The sequence below is a fragment of the Pseudomonas sp. 1 genome, assembly GCF_056626735.1.
The window spans coordinates 339690-357113 of the sequence record NZ_JBWXMQ010000001.1 but is presented as its reverse complement, the minus strand read 5'-3'; the positions used below and the strand labels follow the sequence as shown (position 1 = coordinate 357113).

The window sequence follows — 17424 nt, the reverse complement described above, 5'->3', positions numbered from 1 at the left end:
TGGCCGCCCTTTTTTTTAGGTTGATGAGGTTCGTGGGTATTGTCGTCGGGTGTGGACTAACGTCAGTATTTTGATGTGCCCGTTCACTCGATAGACCAGCAGATAGTTTGGATTGACCACCATTTTCCGAGTGCCTGGCACTCGACCGGACCGGTAACCATAGGGAATTGATGAAAGCCTTTGCGTCGCTGCACCAACCTTGTGCTGCAGAGCCGTTGAAGCGTTTGAGTTGTATTGTTCAACGTAGTCGATAATGCCAGCCAGATCGTCCAGAGCTTGATTGCTCCATTCAAGCGGCAGCGGGTCGATTCTTGCGTTTCTCTTCTAATAGTTGGTCGAGCCGCACCATGGCTTCTTTATGGGGAATGCCCGGGCGAGGGTCATCCAGTACAGCCTGCACCTTGGCGCGAAACCAGCGATCGTAGCTCTCGGCCTCTTCTTCGGATTCAAAGTCAGAGTAAAACGGGGAAAGCAATATGCTCATAGTGATCTCCGTGTTCAATCTCGGCAGTTTAAGGGGGAATGGCCCATTGTCGTCACTGGCAGACGATGCACCCCATGAGCCCTTGAGGAACCATGGGGTAACGGCGCCCAGTATCTGCAAGTCCCCCCTTTGAAATCTGCCGGACGTTTCCCTCCGTTGTCCGGCAATCTCGACCACCGCTGTAGGCCTATTCCCACCCTCTGTTTTTCAGGTTTCCAGCCTACAAATCCGTGTGCGCCTTCCTACAAATGCACTCAGAACGCATAGGGAATACTCACCTTCGCCCACAGCATTTCCCCCTCCGGCCGGTTCTCTACGTCGAATTCCTTGGCCCAGCGAATCTCCGCGCTGGCGTACTTGAGGAAGGTGAAGTGCAGCGCGGGACCTATGGCGAAGACTTTGCCGCGCACACCGTCATCAACGTCCTGACCGGCGAACTGCACGGTGTGGCCGAACTGTTTGTCGTCGGTGGTCTGCTTGAGGTAGTAGCCGTTGATGCCGAGCATCAGGTCATCGGTGATCTTGTAGCTGGCCGAGTAATCGAAGTGGAAGATCTGCCCGGACTTGTAGTCGGTGTCCTTGTTTTTTTCGTTGAAGCTGTAGGTGGTTTTCATCGACACCTCGGTGCGTTCTGTCGGCAACCAGGTGAAGGAGAACAGCGGTTTGTAGGTGTAGAAGTTGTTGCTGGTGTTGGCCAGCCGATCGACGCTGTATTCGCCGGTGGGTAAGGTGATTTCAACGGCTGCGCCGAGGGTCAGGTTCTTGCCCATGTCCCACAGGATGATCGGCGCGATGGTGGTATCGCCCATGCCTTCGCGGGTGTCGCTGAGGCCGAATGCCGAAACCTCCTGCTTGAGCCACGGCTGGGCGATGTAGCCGGCCAGGCGTCCGCCGAAGATCCGCACCGGGCTGAGGTAATCGAGGCGCGGGATGACCGCGGTGGATTCGATCTCGACATTCGGCACTTTGCCGCCGAGTGAGCTGATATTGAGCTTCGTCGATTTGTAGTGGTTGTAGTAGAGGTTGAAGGCGACCATGTTCTCCGGAAGGCTGTCGACTTCCAGCGGCAACATGAAGAAGCCGTCGGTTCCGGGGCCGATGTTGTCGACGCCGGCTTCGGTAGCCAGCACCGGCAGGGTCGCGGCGCAGCCAAGCAGGCTCAGCGCCAGTTGCACAGGGAAAGTCGCGCGGTTCGGGGTCATGGCCGTCCTCATTATTATTGTGTTTGGGCGCAACGCCGGCGCGCAGGGCGCCCGGCCACTATAGAAATAAGCCCTTGGCGCGCGCCGGGGCAGGGTATTGGCGGACACGGAAGGGGGCTTCTGCGGACAGTCGGTCAACCCTGTGCTAACTTCCTTCGACATAACCGGTTACAAAAATAACAATTCAACGTGATCCGGAATGTCAGCCCCCATGAACGTAAAACTCCAAGACCCCACCTTCGATCTAGCGCTGGTGTCGCCATTTCTGTTGCAGACCCTGGCCGAAGTCGTCGCCGGCAAGGGCATCGAGCCGCAGAGCCTGTGCCGTGGCCTGGGTTTTGATTTCGAAGACCTGCAGGATCCGGCACAGCGGATTTCCTACCGGCAGGCCGTGGCCATGATCCAGCGGGCGCTGAAGGCGTTGCCCAATCAGGGGCTGGGCCTGTGGGTCGGCGCGCAGAATGTGCTGGGTACGCTGGGGCTGCTCGGGCATGTGCTGTCGCTGTGCAAGACTTTGCGCGACGCGTTCGAAATCGGGGTTCGGCATCAGCACACGTCCGGCGGGATTGTGGTTTCCAGCGTCGATGTGGTGGGTGATCAGGTGTATGTCGACGTTGAATGCCGGTTGCCGTTTGCCGAGGTGCAGGTGTTCGCGGTCGAAGAGTTTTTCGCCAGCCTGCTGGTCTACGGCCGGGCGCTGGTGGGCGAGACATTCAAGCCGATTGCCGTGGAATTCATGCACGCCGCGCCGGATTACGTCGATGAATACCGGCGGCTGCTGGGGCCGGACGTGCGCTTCGGCTGCCTGCACAATCGCATGCTGATCGACGTGCAGTGGCTGGATGTGAATTTGCCCAACCACCATTCGCTGGCGCTGCGTCAGGCGGTCAAGTTGCTGGAGCTGGAAGCGGCGCAGGTTCATCAGAAACTTGATCTGATCCAGGCAGTAGAGCGGGCGATTGCCCGGGACCTGAGCCGGGGCAGCCACATTGAAAAGATCGCTGGCGACTTGAATATGAGCAGCCGTACTTTGCGTCGGCGGCTGACCGAGCACTCTCTGACTTTCGAGGCACTCCTGGAGCAAGTGCGCCAGGCGCGAACCATGAGCCTGCTGGCCAATCCCGACATGCCGATCGAACGCATTACCGAGGAGGTCGGCTATAGCGACGTGCGCAGTTTTCGGCGGGCGTTCAAACGCTGGACGGGGAAAAGTCCGAGTGCGTGGCGCAGCGAGTGCGTCATCTGATCCCACACAAATCTTCCGCCTACAGTTAAACTCCGCGCTCTTTCCAAGGAGTCGACATGAGTTACTACCAGCCGGGCATCCTCGCCACCCCAGTTCCGCCGCAAGCACGTCACCTGTTTTTCGCCCTCGAGTCGGTTGAAGCGCTGCCGCAGGCGATCGACAACCTGCTGAATCTGGTGGACGGCAAGTCGGCGGTAATCGGTTTCGGTGAATCCCTGGCCAAGGCTCTGAATGTGAAGATCGACGGCCTGCGCAGCTTCCCGGCGCTGACCGGCGTCGGCGTGGAAAACCCGTCGACCCAGCACGCCCTGTGGGTCTGGCTGCACGGCGTCGACCGTGGCGAACTGCTCAACCGCAGCACCGCACTTGAGGCCGCACTGGCCCCTGCACTGCGTCTGGTGCAGATGCAGGAAACCTTCCGCCACAAGGACGGCCATGACCTCACCGGTTATGAAGACGGAACTGAAAACCCGCACGACGAAGCCGCCATCGTCGCCGCACTGCTAAGTGAAGGTGCGGACGGTCTGGTGGGTGGCAGTTTCGCCGCGATCCAGCAATGGCAGCACGACCTCAAGGGTTTCCATGCGCTGTCCGCCGAAGACAAGGACAACATCATGGGCCGTCGCCTGAGCGACAACGAAGAGATCGACGACGCCCCGGTGTCCGCCCACGTCAAGCGCACCGCCCAGGAAAGCTTCGCCCCGGAGGCCTTCGTCTTGCGCCGTTCGATGCCGTGGATCGAAGGCGACCGTGCCGGCCTGATGTTCCTCGCGTTCGGTTTCTCCCTTGACGCGTTCGAAGCGCAACTGCGCCGCATGAGCGGTCTGGAGGACGGCATCACTGACGGCCTGTATCGCATCAGCCGGCCGATCACCGGCGGCTACTACTGGTGTCCGCCGCTGCAAAACGGTCACCTCGACTTGCGCGCACTGCGCATTGGCTGAGGCACAAGAATGAAGGTGGTGCGTTGGGGCATGATCGGTTGCGGCAGCGTCGCCGAACGCAAGAGCGGGCCGGCCTTTTACAAGGCGCCCGGCTCGGCGTTGGTGGCGGTGATGGGGCGACGCCTCGAAGCCGTGACCGATTACGCCGCGCGCCACGGCATCGCCCGGACCTGCACCGACGTCGATGCCCTGATCAACGACCCTGAAGTGGACGCGGTGTACATCGCCACACCCCCCGACAGCCATCACGCCTACAGCCTGAAAGTCGCCGCCGCCGGCAAGCATTGTTGCGTGGAAAAACCCATGGCCCTCAATGCCGGGCAAAGCCGTGAGATGCAGCAGGTGTTCGCCGAGGCCGGTCTGCACCTGTTCGTCTCCTATTACCGCCGTTCGTTGCAGCGATTCCAGCAGGTTCGGCAATGGCTGGAGCAGGGGCGGATCGGCGAGGTGCGGCACCTGAGCTGGACGTTGACCAAAGCGCCTTCACCGAAGGATCTGGACGGCAGCGCGAACTGGCGCACCGATCCAACGGTGGCGGGTGGCGGGTATTTTGCGGATCTGGCCAGCCATGGGTTCGACCTGTTCCAGTATCTGCTCGGTGACATCGTGGAAGTCGCAGGTTTCACGGCGCGTCAGGCCGGGCTGTACGCGGCGGAAGATGCGGTCAGCGCCAGTTGGCGATTCGCCTCGGGCGCATTGGGCATGGGCTGCTGGAGCTTTGTTGCGGATCGGCGCGAGGATCGGGTCGAGATTATCGGCAGCCAAGGGCGGATCGGTTTTTCGGTGTTCGACGAGCATCCGGTCGAGCTGCATGCCGACGAAGACATCAGCCTGGAAATCCCCCATCACGAGCACATCCAGTGGCACCACGTACTCGGAATGAACGCGCAGATTCGCGGTGAGTCCAGGCACCCGGCAGTCGCCGCCGAAGCGCTGAAAACCGATTGGGTCATGGATCAGATTCTCAAGCGCCAATAATTCCCCAGACCACACCGTCCCCCCTGTGTGCGAGCTTGCTCGCGATAGCGTCCTGTCAGTCAATAACTTGGGTGACTGATACACCTCTATCGCGAGCAAGCTCGCTCCCACAGGGGATGGTGTTGGACATCTAACCTTATGCTCATTCGGTATTTCTCAAGCTTGTCATAACGTCTCTAAGATCACGTCATAACTCGTTATAACAAGTGATCCCGTGATGACCGATAACGCTCTCTCCTCAAGCCCGCTCTCCTTATCAAGTGTCCCGCTGCACACCCAACTGCGCGACGTGCTGCGCGCCCGCATTCTCGACGGCGAATACCCGCAAGACAGCCAGATGCCGTCCGAAAGCGAGCTCGGCACGCTGTTCAAGGTCAGCCGCATCACCGTGCGTCAGGCCCTGGGCGATCTGCAGAAGGAAGGGCTGATCTTCAAGATCCACGGCAAAGGCACCTTCGTCGCCAAACCCAAGACTTTTCAAAACGTCAGCACCTTGCAAGGCCTCGCCGAGTCCATGACCGGCCGTGGCTACGAGGTGATCAACCGCCTGCACAGCTTCAAATTCATCGCCGCCGACAAACGGGTCGCCGAGCGCTTGCAGGTCGCCGAAGGCGAAATCGTCGCCCAGATCAAACGCGTACGGCTGATCAACCGCGAGCCGATCTCGCTGGAAATCACCTATCTGCCCAAAGCCATAGGCGAGCGGTTGGAGAAGGCCGATCTGGTGACCCGCGACATCTTCCTGATCCTGGAAAACGACTGCGGCATTGCCCTCGGCCATGCCGATCTGGCCATCGACGCGGTGCTGGCCGACAGCGACCTGACCCAGGCGCTGAACGTCGAGGCCGGCTCGCCGATCATGCGCATCGAGCGTCTGACCCACGATGCCAACGGTCAACCGCTGGACTTCGAACACCTTTACTACCGTGGCGATGCGTTCCAGTACCGCCTGCGGATCGACCGGCAAAAAGGGGAGCAGGCATGAGTCGAACGACACTCGAACAGGAATACGACATCGTCGTGATCGGCGGCGGCACCGCTGGCCCGATGGCCGCGATCAAGGCCAAGGAAAAGAACAAGGACCTGCGCGTGCTGTTAGTGGACAAGGCCAACGTCAAGCGCAGCGGCGCGATCAGCATGGGCATGGACGGCCTGAACAACGCGATCATCCCCGGCCACTCGACGCCCGAGCAGTACACCAAGGAAATCACCATCGCCAACGACGGGATCGTCAACCAGGCGGCGGTGTACGCCTATGCCACCCACAGTTTCGAAACCATCGAGCAGCTCGACCGCTGGGGCGTGAAGTTCGAGAAGGACGAAACCGGTGATTACGCGGTGAAGAAAGTCCACCACATGGGCGCCTACGTGCTGCCGATGCCGGAAGGGCACGACATCAAGAAGGTTCTTTATCGCCAGTTGAAACGGGCGCGAGTGAACATCACCAATCGCCTTGTCTGCACCCGTTTGCTGACCGACGAGGAGGGCGCCGTCAACGGCGTGATGGGCTTCGACTGCCGCACCGCCGACTTCCATGTGATCAAGGCCAAGGCTGTGATCCTTGCCTGCGGCGCGGCCGGGCGTCTGGGCCTGCCGTCCTCGGGTTACCTGATGGGCACCTACGAAAACCCGACCAACGCCGGCGACGGTTATGCGATGGCCTATCACGCCGGCGCCGAACTGGCGAACCTGGAGTGCTTCCAGATCAACCCATTGATCAAGGATTACAACGGCCCGGCCTGCGCCTACGTTACCGGCCCGCTCGGCGGTTATACCGCCAACAACAAGGGCGAACGCTTCATCGAGTGCGACTACTGGAGCGGGCAGATGATGTGGGAGTTCCACCAGGAACTGGAAAGTGGCAACGGCCCGGTGTTCCTCAAGCTCGATCACCTGGCCGAAGAAACCATCCAAAACATCGAGGAAATCCTGCACAGCAACGAGCGCCCGAGTCGCGGCCAGTTCCACGCCAACCGCGGCACCGATTACCGCACGCAGATGGTCGAGATGCACATCTCGGAAATCGGTTTTTGCAGCGGTCATTCGGCGTCCGGCGTGTGGGTCAACGAGCGCGCCGAAACCTCGGTGAAAGGTTTGTACTCGGCCGGTGACATGGCCGCCGTGCCGCACAACTACATGCTGGGCGCGTTCACCTACGGCTGGTTCGCGGGCAACAACGCGGCGGAATTTGTCGCCGGGCGCGAATTCTCCGCGCTAGATGCCGAGCAGATCGCGAAGGAAAAGGCCCGGGTCTACGCACCGCTGGACCGCGAGCACGGCCTGCCGCCGGCCCAGGTCGAGTACAAGCTGCGGCGCTTCGTCAACGACTACCTGCAACCGCCGAAAGTGACCAGGAAGATGGAAATCGGCCTGCAACGCTTCGGCGACATCGAACGCGATCTCAACGAGATGAAGGCCAACAACGCCCACGAACTGATGCGTGCGATGGAAACCAGCGTGATCCGCGACTGCGCCGAAATGGCCGCCCGCGCCTCGCTGTTCCGCGCCGAAAGCCGCTGGGGCCTGTACCACTACCGCGTCGATCACCCACAACGGGATGACCGCGAATGGTTCTGCCACTGCCACCTGAAGAAGGGCGAGGACGGGCGCATGACCAGTTTCAAGAAAGCCGTCGAGCCTTACATCATCCCGCTCGATGCCGAGGAAATGCAGGCCTACGACCGCCTTCGGGTTGGCGCTTTCGCCGCTTGAGGCATCACCAGAGAGAGTCCGAACCATGGCCTATCAAGCCCAGGAAATCTTCTTCCGCTCCAATGCCCCCGTCACCGTGGACGAGGACAAATGCATCGCCGAAAAGGGCTGCACCGTGTGCGTCGACGTTTGCCCGATGGACCTGCTGGCGATCAACCCGGCCACGCAAAAGGCCTACATGGCGTTCGACGAATGCTGGTACTGCATGCCTTGCGAAAAGGACTGCCCGACCGGTGCCGTCAAAGTGGACATCCCTTACTTACTGCGTTGACCGGTCGTCCGCTATCGCGAGCAAGCTCGCTCCCACAGTGGATAGAAGTCAGCCGCAAATAATGAGTGAACCGACGATCATGTGGGAGCGAGCTTGCTCGCGAAGATGCCCGCACAGACAGTCCCAAAGCCATCCGTAAACCCCGGACGCTGGATTCACCAAACACCCCTCGTTTCCCACCGCGCCCTGATCGCGGCGGAGACGAACATCCTGAAAATGATTCGAGGGGATTCAACCATGTTGCGTGCAGCAATCGCCGGTCTGGTACTGGCTTCGTTCACCTTGTCGGCCTCGGCCGAAACCATCCGCATTGCCATCGGCACCCAGGACACCACCATCAACTGCGCCGCTGGCGGGCTGTTGATTCGTGAACTGGGCCTGCTCGACAAATACCTGCCTCACGACGGTGCCTACAAAGACGCCAAGTACGACGTGCAGTGGAAGAACTTCACCAGCGGCGCACCGCTGACCAATGAAATGGTCGCCGGCAAACTCGACTTCGGCGCCATGGCCGATTTCCCCGGTGCCTTCAACGGCGTGGCGTTTGAAACCGCCGGCAAACACAGCCTGTTCATCAGCGTGCTGTCGGGCAGCATCAAGGGCAGCGGCAACGGGATCGTGGTGCCGAGCGCGTCCGGCGTGCAGTCGCTGAGCGAGCTCAAGGGCAAGACCATTTCCGTGACGTTCGCCTCCACCGCCCACGGCATGTTGCTGCGCGCCGTGGCAGAGCAGGGCTGGGATCCGCTGAAAGATGTGAACATCATCGCCCAGCCGCCGGAGGTCGCAGGTTCCGCGTTGCAGGCCGGCAAGATTGACGCACACGCCGACTTCGTACCGTTCGCCGAACTGTTCCCGAGCCGTGGCTTCGCCCGCAAGATCTACGACGGCGCCCAGGCCAATGCGCCAACCTTCCACGGTGCACTGGTGGATCAGGCCTACGCGAAAAAGTACCCGGAAATCGTCGTCGCTTACCTGCGCGCCAGCATCGAGGCCAATCAACTGCTGGCCGCCGAGCCCGAGAAGTACAGCGAACTGATCGCCAGGGTCACTGGCGTCGATGCCGAGGTCAATTATCTGTTCCACGGCCCGCTCGGCGTGCAGACCCGCGACCTGAGCTGGAAGCCGGAATACCGCCAGGCTGTGGGCACCGCGATCGACACGCTGAAGTTGCTGAAGAAGGCCGATCGCGGGCTCGATCTGAACACCTTTATCGACGATCAGTACATCCGTGCGGCGTTCAAGGCCTCGAATCTGGATTACACGGCGCAACTGGCCAATTACGCGCAGACGCCATTGAAGTCTGTCGATGCGGCGACTGGAAAAACCATCAGCGATTTCAGCCATGTCGCGGAAATCTGGGTGCGGGGTGAGGACAAGGTCCGGCGCTATGCCTCGGCAGAAGAGGCGTTTACCGCACTGGCGGGACTGAAGTCGGAAGGCAAGAACATCCGGGCGGTGTATGCGCAGGCGAGTGACAGCGGGATCAAATTGCTGGCGGAGCAGGCGTGGTTTGCCAGTGATGGGAAGGGGCGCCTCAGCGCGTTTTTGCTCAAAGGCCAGGCCCAGCAATTTGCCTCCGCTCAGGGCGGGAAAGTCTTTGATTTCACCGACGCCACGACCCAGGCCGTTGCCACCCGTTAACTCAAGCGAAGATCGTTCCCACGCTCTGCGTGGGAATGCATCCCGTGACGCTCTGCGTCACAGTGGACGCGGAGCGTCCATGGCGGCATTACCACGCAGAGCGTGGGAACGATCAGAGGTGATATATGTTTTCACGCTGGATCCCCCGAGCCGCCTCACTGCTGCTCTGCCTGCTCTTCTGGCAACTCGCCGCCAGCCATCACTGGAACCTCGGCCTCGTCACCTTCGCCAACGTCCCGACCCCGTTGGCCGTGATCGAAGCCGCCCTCGGCCTCGGCGACTCCGGAAAGCTCATCCAGCACCTGAGCGCCAGCCTCGGCCGGGTCTTCGCGGGCTACCTCGCCGCCATGGTGGCCGGCATCGCCCTGGGCCTGGCCATCGGCCGTTCCAGGTGGGCCGAAGACCTGCTGCTACCACCCCTGGAAGTGCTGCGCCCGATCCCCGCCGCCGCCTGGATTCCACTGGCGATTCTGATGTTCCCGTCGTCTGAACTGTCGATGGTGTTCATCACCTTCACCGGCGCGCTGTTCCCGATCCTGCTCAACACCGTGCACGGCGTCGAAGGCGTCGACCCGCGCCTGATCGCCTCGGCCAAAAGCCTTGGCGCCGCGCGCCGGGCGATCCTGCTGGAAGTGATTCTGCCGGGCGCCGCGCCGAGCATCATCACCGGCCTCGCCATCGGCATGGGCACCTCGTGGTTCTGTCTGGTGACTGCCGAAATGATCTCCGGCCAGTTCGGCATCGGTTACTACACCTGCGAGTCCTACACCATTCAGAACTACGCCGACATCGTGGTCCGCATGTTGCTGATCGGCGTGTTGGGCATGGGCAGCAGCCTGCTGATCAAACGCCTGGGCGGGCTGTTCACGCCCTGGCATCGACCACGAGGAAAAGCCTGATGAGCGTGATGCAAACCCCGGATGGGCGGATCATCGAAGACCTGCGCCTGGATTTCCCCCGGCCACGCACCACTGAACTGGTGACCAGACATGCGTTCTCGCGCCTCAAGCGCCACTGCCTCGACCTGCTGCGCCACGACAACGACCGACCGCTGCCGCGCCTCAATCCGCTCGGTTTGCCTCCTGAAAACCCCTTGCCGAGATTTGCCCTATGACCTCATTTTTTGCGGTGACCGATAACGACGACATTCTCGCCCTGCAACCGCGTCTGACAGCCGATGACGCCGGGGTACGGCGGATTGCCCTGATCGACCTGGCCGACCTCGAAGAACCGGACGGTCTGCTCTGGCTGGTCGAGCGCCTGGCCGAAGACCCCGCCGAAGAAGTGCGTGCCGAAGCGGCGCGCCTGTTGGAGGCCTGGGAAGATGAGCCGGTGGTTGAAGCGCTGTGCCAGGCGCTGACGGATCCGTCGCCGGCGGTGCAGGCCGCTGCGGCGCAGAGCCTGAGCCTGCTCAAGACCGAAGCGGCGGGCCGGGTGATTCTGCCGTGGACCGCCCATGCCGAAACCGGCGTGCGGATTGCCGCGTTCCGGGCCTTGCGTGAGTTGCGTTTCCCCGGCGCTGCGTCGGCCGCGATTCAGGCGCTGAACGATGCCGATGCCAGTGTCCGCCGCGAAGCTGTCGGGGTGCTCGGCTGGCTCAAGCAGCTCGACGCACTGCCGGGCCTGGCCCGCTTGGCGAGTGATGACCCGGACACCGAAGTACGTCGCGCCGCCACCGGCGCCCTGGGCCTGGCGAGTGATGCCGAGGTGCTGCCCGCGTTGTGTCAGGCCTTGCAGGATCAGGCCTGGCAAGTACGCGAAGAAGCCGCAACCACCCTTGGCAAGGTCGGCCATACAGATGCGGGCCCGGCGCTGATCGAAGCCCTGGATGACGATTACTGGCAGGTTCGTCTGCGTGCGACCCGCAGCCTCGGCCGTTTGCGCTATGTGCCGGCACTCGACGCCCTGATCGACACCCTCGGCCATCGCATCAGCAACCTGCGCAAGGAAGCCGCGCTGGCCCTCGGCGAATTGAATGATCGCGGGGCGGTGGCGGCATTGCAGGCCGCGCAGGACGACGGCGACCCGGAAGTACGCAAAGCCGTGCGGATTGCCTTGAGTCAGCTGCAATGAATCCGCTATCGGTCGGCAATTCCCGAAGTGAGCACCGGTTACGGCTGAGCTGGCCGGATGGCCGCGAGCAGCTGCTGGACCATGCCGAACTGCGCCGCCAGTGCCCGTGCTCGCAATGCCGGGCGTTTCGCCTGCGGGGCTCGCCGCCAATGATTGACCCGCGTGTGCGGGTCATCGAATTGAACGCTCAGGGGTACGGTCTGCAACTGGTGTTCAGCGACGGCCATCAGCGCGGGATTTACCCCTGGGCCTATCTGGCGCAGCTGGAGGGGATCACTGTCCCGCCGTCATTGGCGGCCGACAGCCATGGAAAATATCCAGCCCAGGCTGATACAGCGACGTCCTGACCTCGAACAACCCCAGCACCGAGTGAAACAGATTGTCATGGCTCAGACCCGGCTGGCTGCTTTTTCCTTGCAGGCAGCCACGGTCGATGCCGAGTTGCGCCAGGGTGTTGTTGCCGAACCACATCACCATCGGCACATGGGTCTGCGCTTCCGGCGCCAGCGCATAAGGCGCGGCGTGCAGGTACAGACCGTTCTCGCCCAGCGATTCGCCATGGTCGGAGACGTACAGCATCGACGTATCGAGGTGATCCTGATTGCGTTTGAGCAGTTCGATTACCTTGGCCAGGAAATGGTCGGTGTAGAGGATCGTGTTGTCGTAGACGTTGACCAGCTCGTCACGGCTGCAACTGCCCAGCTGGTTGGTGTGGCAGATCGGTTTGAAGCGCTCCATGTCCTTGGGGTAGCGCTCGTAGTATTCCGGGCCGTGGCTGCCGTCGGCGTGCAGGACGATGATCGCGTTGCCCTTGAGGCTGTCGATGTAGCCTTGCAGGTCGGCCAGCAGTGCTTCGTCGAGGCAGTTGTTGCCGTCACAGAACGGTCCCGGCTGGTTCTTCGCGATGTCGCGGTTCGGCACGCGCAGGCAGGTGCCCTTGCAGTCGCTGTTGTTGTCCAGCCACAGCACCTGCACGCCGGCCCGTTGCAGGATGTCGAGCAGGCCTTCGTAGGTTTTGCCTTTCTTGTCGCTGTAGTCCTCGCGCGGGAACATCGAGAACATGCACGGCACCGACACCGCCGTCGAAGTGCCGCAGGAATGCACTTGGGTGAAATTGAGGATGTCGAGTTTGCTCAGCTGCGGATTGGTCTCGCGCTCGTAGCCGTTAAGCGAGAAATGGTCGGCCCGGGCGGTTTCGCCCACTACGAACACCATCAGCGATTTCTTCTCGCGACTGGCTGCCTTGGCGCTCATTACCGCGTCTTCGCCGATGGCCTGCACCACGAAATGCTTTTTGATCCCCAGCCGTTGTTTGGTGTATTTGCTGATCGCGTAGATGTAGTTGGTCGGGTTGATGAAGTGGGTGAGCTTGTCTTCCTCGCGAAAGATCGGCGCGTAGGTCGAATAGAACGCGCCCACCGAAGCGCCGATCACCAGCACGCAAGCCGCGATCACCAGCACCTTGTTCAGCAAGCCCCGAAAGAACGGTCGATAAACCACCGGCCAGCGCCAGATCAGCACGGCCGGCAACACGCCGAGCAACAGCACATAAGCCAGCAGTTTGCCGCTGAACAGCGCGGTGGCTTCCTCGGGATTGGTTTCGAACACGTTCTGGATCATCACCGTGTCGATGGTGATCCCGTATTCGTTCATGAAATACGCCGCGCAGGCCGAGAGCAGGGCCACCAGCGTCAGCGCCGGTTTCAGCGTCCAGCGAAACGACACCAGGGTCAGCAGCAGCGTGATCGCCGCCCAGAGAAACAGCCCGAAGGACGCGAAAAACGCCAGTTTCTGTGCACCTTGCAGGGTAATCAGTGTTCCCAGCGCCTTCCAGGTCGCCAGGTTGTACAGCGCCACCAAGGCCAGCGAAAACAGCAGCACCAGCCGGGTCGGAGTGATGGACGGTAAACGCAGTCCTTTGCCCAAAGCCATTTCGATACTTTCCTCTACGTCAGTCGAAACCGATGCGGTTACGCGCGTAACTGTAGAAGGGCATTGGTAAAAATTCCGTAAACATCCAGTAACAAAATCACGCTGAGTGCAAAAAAATGTGGGGCCAGCGATCTGGTCCCCCACCAGAGTTTTGCGTTCGGTCAGAAAGATTTGCTGACGCTGGCGACGACCGTCGCCGTGCACACGTCCTTGAAGCCCCAACTGCTCAGGCACTGGCTCTGCGAGAGATCGGTGTCGATGTAGCTCAGACCCAGCACCACGCCGGCCAGGTTGTGGGTCAGTTTGACTTCCCATTCCCGGTAGGACTCATCGCTGTGTCCGGACGCCGAATACATATGCGGGTCCTTGAAGTCCATGTTGCCGTAGCGCAGTTTCAGCCCGGAATCGAACGGCAATCCGGTTTCATAGCCGATGTAGCTGTAGAGCGAGCTCTGTTTGCTGTCGATGCCCGGCGCGTCACTGGAGTAATACGCCGCGAGTTTCACGCCGTAAGCGCTGAGAATCGAGTACACCTCGCTCTGGTTGAACTGGCTCTCCTTGGGGTACGCGTATTTGATGTAGCCCAGATCCAGACTCACGGCTTCGGTCGCCTGCCACAGCCAGCCGGCGTAGTAGTCGACTTCCTGACGGGTTTTCAGGCCACCGCCGAAATCGACGTTCGAACTCCACGCGCCCAGGTACAGGCCGCTGCTGTGGGCCAGGGTCAGACCGGCCTGCACGGCGGGATCGTTCTGGGTCTGGGAGATGCCACGGGTGCGGTAATCACTGGCCAGGGTCAGGTCGACCAGCACCGCAAAATCATCGTTCAGGGCAATTGCGTGGCTGCTCAGGGGCAGCAGGCTCAAGGAAGTGAGGGCGAACAGGGGCAAGGCTTTCATGTGAAGTCCCGTTGTTGTGGTTGTTATGGGGCAGAAAGAGAAAACTTGTGGGAGCGAGCTTGCTCGCGATAGCGGTGTATCAGTCGCCATCATTTTTAATGGTCATACCGCTATCGCGAGCAAGCTCGCTCCCACAGGAGAACAGTTGTTGTCATTGGGCGGCGGTATAGACCTGACGGCCGGCGAACCAGGTTTGCAGGACCTGGGTGTCATGCAGGGCTTTGTCATCGACGCTGAACACATCGCGATCAAGCACGATGAAATCGGCCTGTTTGCCGGGGCTCAGCGAGCCGATCTGTTGTTCCAGGCCGATGGTCCGCGCGGCGTTGGCGGTGTAGGCGTAGAACATGGTTTCGCGATCCAGGCGTTCGTCGGCGTTGAGCACGCCCAGCGGCCCGGTGCGGGTGATGGCCTGGGCCATGGCGTTCCACGGGTTTGGCGAGGACACCGGCCAGTCGCTGGCGCCGGCAATCGTCGCGCCCTGCTTGAGCAGCGAATGTGCCGGGTATTGATAGCGGAAGGCGAGGGCGCTGACGTAAGGCTTGATCATGTCGGTGGTGTAGTCGTCGGCGCTGGCCCAGAGCAGTTGCATCGAGGCGATCACGTTCAGCGGCTTGAAGCGGGCGAACTCCTTCGGGTTGACCATTTGCAGGTGGGTGATCGAGTGCGTCACGCCGCTCTGCCGGTCCTTGCGCGCCTGGGCGATGCCGTTCAGTGATTCGCGCACGGCACGGTCGCCGATGGCGTGGATGTGCACCAGCCAGCCGCGCTGGTCGATGGCGCTGACCAGTTCGCCGAAGTGCTGCGGATCGATCAGCAGTTCGCCCTGTTTGTGCGAGTTGCTGTAGGGATCGATCATCGCCGCGCTCTGGGCCGGGTATTCGATCACACCGTCAGCGAAGATCTTGATCCCCGGCAGCGTCAGGTGGGGGATGCCCTGGAACTGCCGACGAACCTTGTCGAGGGTGTCGAGATCGGCCGGGACGCTTTTCGAGTTGGCCACCAGCAGCGCGGCGACGTGGGCGGTCATGCCGCCGCTTTCCGACAGGGCTTTGTAGGCCGGCAATACGCCGACGGTTTTCTCGGTGGGCTTGAGGGCGAACACCGGCTCGCCCGGCGCGGCGTTGGCGGCGGGGTCCATCCACGCGGTGATGCCGAGGCTGTTGTTGAAGCGCACCGCCGATTGCGCAGCCTTGAGCAGGTCGGCCGGGCTCGGCGCCGGTATTTTCGAGGCGACGCGATCCCAGCCGGCATCGACCACAAAACCGTTCGGCTCACCGCTGGGCAGTTTGCCGATGGTGTCTTTTTCCGCGTCCGGCAGGGTTTTCAACAGCGCGGCGTCGATTCCCGCACGCTTGAGCATCACGTTGTTGGCCCATGCGGTGTGGTGATCGCTGCCGGTGAACACCACCGGCACGTCGGCCCATTCGCCATGGTTGAAGAGGTTGCCCAGCGCTTCAGCCCTGGCCCAGTACGCCGAACTCATGCCGGCCACACTCAATACGTCGCCATGCCGGGCCTTGCCGTCGTCACGCCAGTCGCGCAGGCGTTTTTCCAGTTCATCCAGACCGACCACTTCGTCTGCCATGTTGGCCGAGACCATTTCCAGTCCGCCGAAAATCGCGTGGGAGTGGCTGTCGATCAGGCCGGGCATCAGCGTCTGGCCTTTCAGGTCGATCACTTGGGTGCCGGGTTCGATCAAGGCCTTGATCTGCGCATCGCTGCCGACTTTCAACACTTTGCCGTTCTCCACGGCCAGCGCCTGAGCCTTCGGTTGAGCGCGGTCGGCGGTGAAAATCTTGCCATTGAGCAGCACCAGATCGGTCGCGGCCATGGCTTCCATCGAGGCAAAACTCACCGCGGCGATCAGCACGTTTTTTGCGAAATGCGGGATGAATCTTTTCATTGAACATTTCCGTGTTATTGCGTCTGATGGCCAGATTAGTGGCTGCCAACGCCCGACAGAACGCCTCCCTCACGAAAAACGTTTTTGCCTGAATGGAAAAAGCATGGACAAGTTGGGTGCACTGAAAATGTTTGTGGTCACCGCGCAGCTCGGCAGTTTCAGCCGCGCTGCCGAGCAACTGGGCAAGACCCCGTCGGCCCTGACCAAAGCGGTCAATCATCTGGAATCCGAGCTCGGCGCGCGGCTGTTCGAGCGCAGCACGCGGCGGATACTGCTGACTGAAATCGGCCGGCTCTATCTGGAAACCGCACGCCAGGTGCTGCAACGGCTGGACGAGGCCAGCGAGGAAATCGAGCAGTTGCAGCACGGCCTGCGCGGCAGCCTGAAAATCACTGCGCCGCTGGCTTACGGGCGGGCGTTTCTCGATCAGGTGTGCGACGGCTTTTTGCAGCAATACCCGCAGATCAGCCTGCAAGTGGATTTGTGCGATGAATTCGTCAATCTGCTGGAAAGCGGCTACGACCTGGCGCTGCGCGAAGGGCACGATGATTTGCCGGGGCTGATTGCCCGGGTGGTCGGCAGCAATCGGCTGGCGCTGTGTGGCAGCCCCGAATACCTGGCGCGCAAGGGCTTGCCAGTCACACCGCAGACCCTCGATCAGCATGAGTGGCTGCTGTATCGGCATCCGTTGCTCAGCCGCGAATTCTGGTGGGCCGAGCGCGACGGTCAGCGCCTGAGCCTGGCGCAGCCGGCGGCACCGTTGTTGCGCAGTGACAATTACGATTTGCTGCTGGCCAGCGCTCTCGCCGGACGCGGTTTGTTGCATACGCCGCTATGGAGCGCCGCGCCGTATATCGCCGACGGGCGACTGGTGCGGGTCATGGCCGATTACGAGATCGACCCGGACAGTTTTGGCCCGCACATTCTGGCGGTGTACCCGAGCCATCGGCGGGCGACGGCCAAGGTTATGGCGTTTATCGACTACATCGCAGGGTTTCTGGCGGAGCGGGGTTTGAGCTGACGGAGAGATCGTTCCCACGCTCTGCGTGGGAATGCCTCTAGGGACGCTCTGCGTCCAGTGACGCGGAGCGTCACGGGCTGCATTCCCACGCAGAGCGTGGGAACGATCATCAGTA

16 protein-coding genes and 2 pseudogenes are annotated in these 17424 nt (G+C 61.4%); 12 read left to right on the top strand and 6 right to left on the bottom strand.

Features of this window, described 5'->3' with window-relative positions; translation table 11 throughout:
- Positions 1 to 15: 15 nt before the first annotated feature.
- From AC1MDC_RS01555 to AC1MDC_RS01545, 3 genes are all read right to left on the bottom strand, one after another.
- Entirely contained in the window at positions 16 to 252 is a 237-nt protein-coding gene (locus tag AC1MDC_RS01555; protein ID WP_480392482.1) for a type II toxin-antitoxin system RelE/ParE family toxin, read from the bottom strand.
- A 37-nt stretch (positions 253 to 289) separates the two neighbouring features.
- Positions 290 to 484: a type II toxin-antitoxin system RelB family antitoxin gene (gene relB / locus AC1MDC_RS01550; RefSeq protein WP_085701856.1), complete on the bottom strand. Its 195-nt coding sequence runs from the start codon at positions 482 to 484 to the stop codon at positions 290 to 292.
- A gap of 254 nt (positions 485 to 738) precedes the next feature.
- Positions 739 to 1686: a SphA family protein gene (locus tag AC1MDC_RS01545; protein ID WP_480392351.1), complete on the bottom strand. Its 948-nt coding sequence runs from the start codon at positions 1684 to 1686 to the stop codon at positions 739 to 741.
- A gap of 211 nt (positions 1687 to 1897) precedes the next feature.
- Here AC1MDC_RS01545 and AC1MDC_RS01540 point away from each other — a divergent pair, with 211 nt between their 5' ends.
- The 11 genes and pseudogenes from AC1MDC_RS01540 to AC1MDC_RS01490 all read left to right on the top strand — a co-directional run.
- Positions 1898 to 2932 (top strand): AraC family transcriptional regulator, encoded by a 1035-nt coding sequence (locus AC1MDC_RS01540; RefSeq protein ID WP_480392350.1) that lies wholly within the window; start codon positions 1898 to 1900, stop codon positions 2930 to 2932.
- A 56-nt stretch (positions 2933 to 2988) separates the two neighbouring features.
- Positions 2989 to 3876, top strand: coding sequence for a Dyp-type peroxidase (locus tag AC1MDC_RS01535; protein WP_480392349.1), 888 nt, complete (start codon positions 2989 to 2991; stop codon positions 3874 to 3876).
- 9 nt (positions 3877 to 3885) lie between these two features.
- Entirely contained in the window at positions 3886 to 4854 is a 969-nt protein-coding gene (locus tag AC1MDC_RS01530) for a Gfo/Idh/MocA family protein (protein ID WP_480392348.1), read from the top strand.
- A 217-nt stretch (positions 4855 to 5071) separates the two neighbouring features.
- Positions 5072 to 5839, top strand: coding sequence for a GntR family transcriptional regulator (locus AC1MDC_RS01525; RefSeq protein WP_480392347.1), 768 nt, complete (start codon positions 5072 to 5074; stop codon positions 5837 to 5839).
- Complete coding sequence (locus AC1MDC_RS01520; RefSeq protein WP_266200132.1) at positions 5836 to 7566, top strand: fumarate reductase/succinate dehydrogenase flavoprotein subunit; 1731 nt, start codon at positions 5836 to 5838, stop codon at positions 7564 to 7566. Before AC1MDC_RS01525 ends, AC1MDC_RS01520 begins: the two co-directional genes overlap by 4 nt.
- A gap of 25 nt (positions 7567 to 7591) precedes the next feature.
- Positions 7592 to 7837, top strand: a complete 246-nt coding sequence (locus AC1MDC_RS01515) for a 4Fe-4S dicluster domain-containing protein (protein WP_003225615.1) — start codon at positions 7592 to 7594, stop codon at positions 7835 to 7837.
- Positions 7838 to 8074: 237 nt separating this feature from the next.
- Positions 8075 to 9478: an ABC transporter substrate-binding protein gene (locus tag AC1MDC_RS01510; protein WP_480392346.1), complete on the top strand. Its 1404-nt coding sequence runs from the start codon at positions 8075 to 8077 to the stop codon at positions 9476 to 9478.
- 125 nt (positions 9479 to 9603) lie between these two features.
- A complete protein-coding gene (locus AC1MDC_RS01505; RefSeq protein ID WP_480392345.1) occupies positions 9604 to 10377 on the top strand; it encodes an ABC transporter permease in 774 nt (257 codons plus the stop codon).
- A gap of 5 nt (positions 10378 to 10382) precedes the next feature.
- Positions 10383 to 10592, top strand: a pseudogene (locus tag AC1MDC_RS01500) (ABC transporter ATP-binding protein); the annotation flags it as partial.
- The gene (locus AC1MDC_RS01495) at positions 10589 to 11551 is read left to right on the top strand and encodes a HEAT repeat domain-containing protein (protein WP_480392344.1); all 963 of its coding nucleotides are present in this window, start codon (positions 10589 to 10591) and stop codon (positions 11549 to 11551) included. The pseudogene AC1MDC_RS01500 and the gene AC1MDC_RS01495, both read left to right, overlap by 4 nt.
- A pseudogene (locus tag AC1MDC_RS01490) lies at positions 11548 to 11817 on the top strand (DUF971 domain-containing protein); the annotation flags it as partial. The gene AC1MDC_RS01495 and the pseudogene AC1MDC_RS01490, both read left to right, overlap by 4 nt.
- 7 nt (positions 11818 to 11824) lie before the next feature.
- Here the strand turns inward: AC1MDC_RS01490 and AC1MDC_RS01485 are convergent.
- The 3 genes from AC1MDC_RS01485 to AC1MDC_RS01475 all read right to left on the bottom strand — a co-directional run bounded on the left by AC1MDC_RS01485 (position 11825) and on the right by AC1MDC_RS01475 (position 16288).
- Positions 11825 to 13483 (bottom strand): phosphoethanolamine transferase, encoded by a 1659-nt coding sequence (locus AC1MDC_RS01485; RefSeq protein WP_227232769.1) that lies wholly within the window; start codon positions 13481 to 13483, stop codon positions 11825 to 11827.
- A 161-nt stretch (positions 13484 to 13644) separates the two neighbouring features.
- Positions 13645 to 14382, bottom strand: coding sequence for a TorF family putative porin (locus AC1MDC_RS01480; RefSeq protein WP_234205458.1), 738 nt, complete (start codon positions 14380 to 14382; stop codon positions 13645 to 13647).
- Positions 14383 to 14533: 151 nt separating this feature from the next.
- Complete coding sequence (locus tag AC1MDC_RS01475; protein WP_480392343.1) at positions 14534 to 16288, bottom strand: amidohydrolase; 1755 nt, start codon at positions 16286 to 16288, stop codon at positions 14534 to 14536.
- A 103-nt stretch (positions 16289 to 16391) separates the two neighbouring features.
- Between AC1MDC_RS01475 and AC1MDC_RS01470 the strand changes: the two genes are divergently transcribed.
- A complete protein-coding gene (locus AC1MDC_RS01470) occupies positions 16392 to 17309 on the top strand; it encodes a LysR family transcriptional regulator (RefSeq protein ID WP_234205453.1) in 918 nt (305 codons plus the stop codon).
- Positions 17310 to 17424: the final 115 nt, after the last annotated feature.

Coding starts and splice junctions, on each gene's coding strand:
- relB (WP_085701856.1), bottom strand. CDS start 484: ATGAGCATATTGCTTTCCCCGTTTTACTCTGACTTTGAATCCGAAGAA.
- AC1MDC_RS01545 (WP_480392351.1), bottom strand. CDS start 1,686: ATGACCCCGAACCGCGCGACTTTCCCTGTGCAACTGGCGCTGAGCCTG.
- AC1MDC_RS01540 (WP_480392350.1), top strand. CDS start 1,898: ATGAACGTAAAACTCCAAGACCCCACCTTCGATCTAGCGCTGGTGTCG.
- AC1MDC_RS01535 (WP_480392349.1), top strand. CDS start 2,989: ATGAGTTACTACCAGCCGGGCATCCTCGCCACCCCAGTTCCGCCGCAA.
- AC1MDC_RS01530 (WP_480392348.1), top strand. CDS start 3,886: ATGAAGGTGGTGCGTTGGGGCATGATCGGTTGCGGCAGCGTCGCCGAA.
- AC1MDC_RS01525 (WP_480392347.1), top strand. CDS start 5,072: ATGACCGATAACGCTCTCTCCTCAAGCCCGCTCTCCTTATCAAGTGTC.
- AC1MDC_RS01520 (WP_266200132.1), top strand. CDS start 5,836: ATGAGTCGAACGACACTCGAACAGGAATACGACATCGTCGTGATCGGC.
- AC1MDC_RS01515 (WP_003225615.1), top strand. CDS start 7,592: ATGGCCTATCAAGCCCAGGAAATCTTCTTCCGCTCCAATGCCCCCGTC.
- AC1MDC_RS01510 (WP_480392346.1), top strand. CDS start 8,075: ATGTTGCGTGCAGCAATCGCCGGTCTGGTACTGGCTTCGTTCACCTTG.
- AC1MDC_RS01505 (WP_480392345.1), top strand. CDS start 9,604: ATGTTTTCACGCTGGATCCCCCGAGCCGCCTCACTGCTGCTCTGCCTG.
- AC1MDC_RS01495 (WP_480392344.1), top strand. CDS start 10,589: ATGACCTCATTTTTTGCGGTGACCGATAACGACGACATTCTCGCCCTG.
- AC1MDC_RS01485 (WP_227232769.1), bottom strand. CDS start 13,483: ATGGCTTTGGGCAAAGGACTGCGTTTACCGTCCATCACTCCGACCCGG.
- AC1MDC_RS01480 (WP_234205458.1), bottom strand. CDS start 14,382: ATGAAAGCCTTGCCCCTGTTCGCCCTCACTTCCTTGAGCCTGCTGCCC.
- AC1MDC_RS01475 (WP_480392343.1), bottom strand. CDS start 16,288: ATGAAAAGATTCATCCCGCATTTCGCAAAAAACGTGCTGATCGCCGCG.
- AC1MDC_RS01470 (WP_234205453.1), top strand. CDS start 16,392: ATGGACAAGTTGGGTGCACTGAAAATGTTTGTGGTCACCGCGCAGCTC.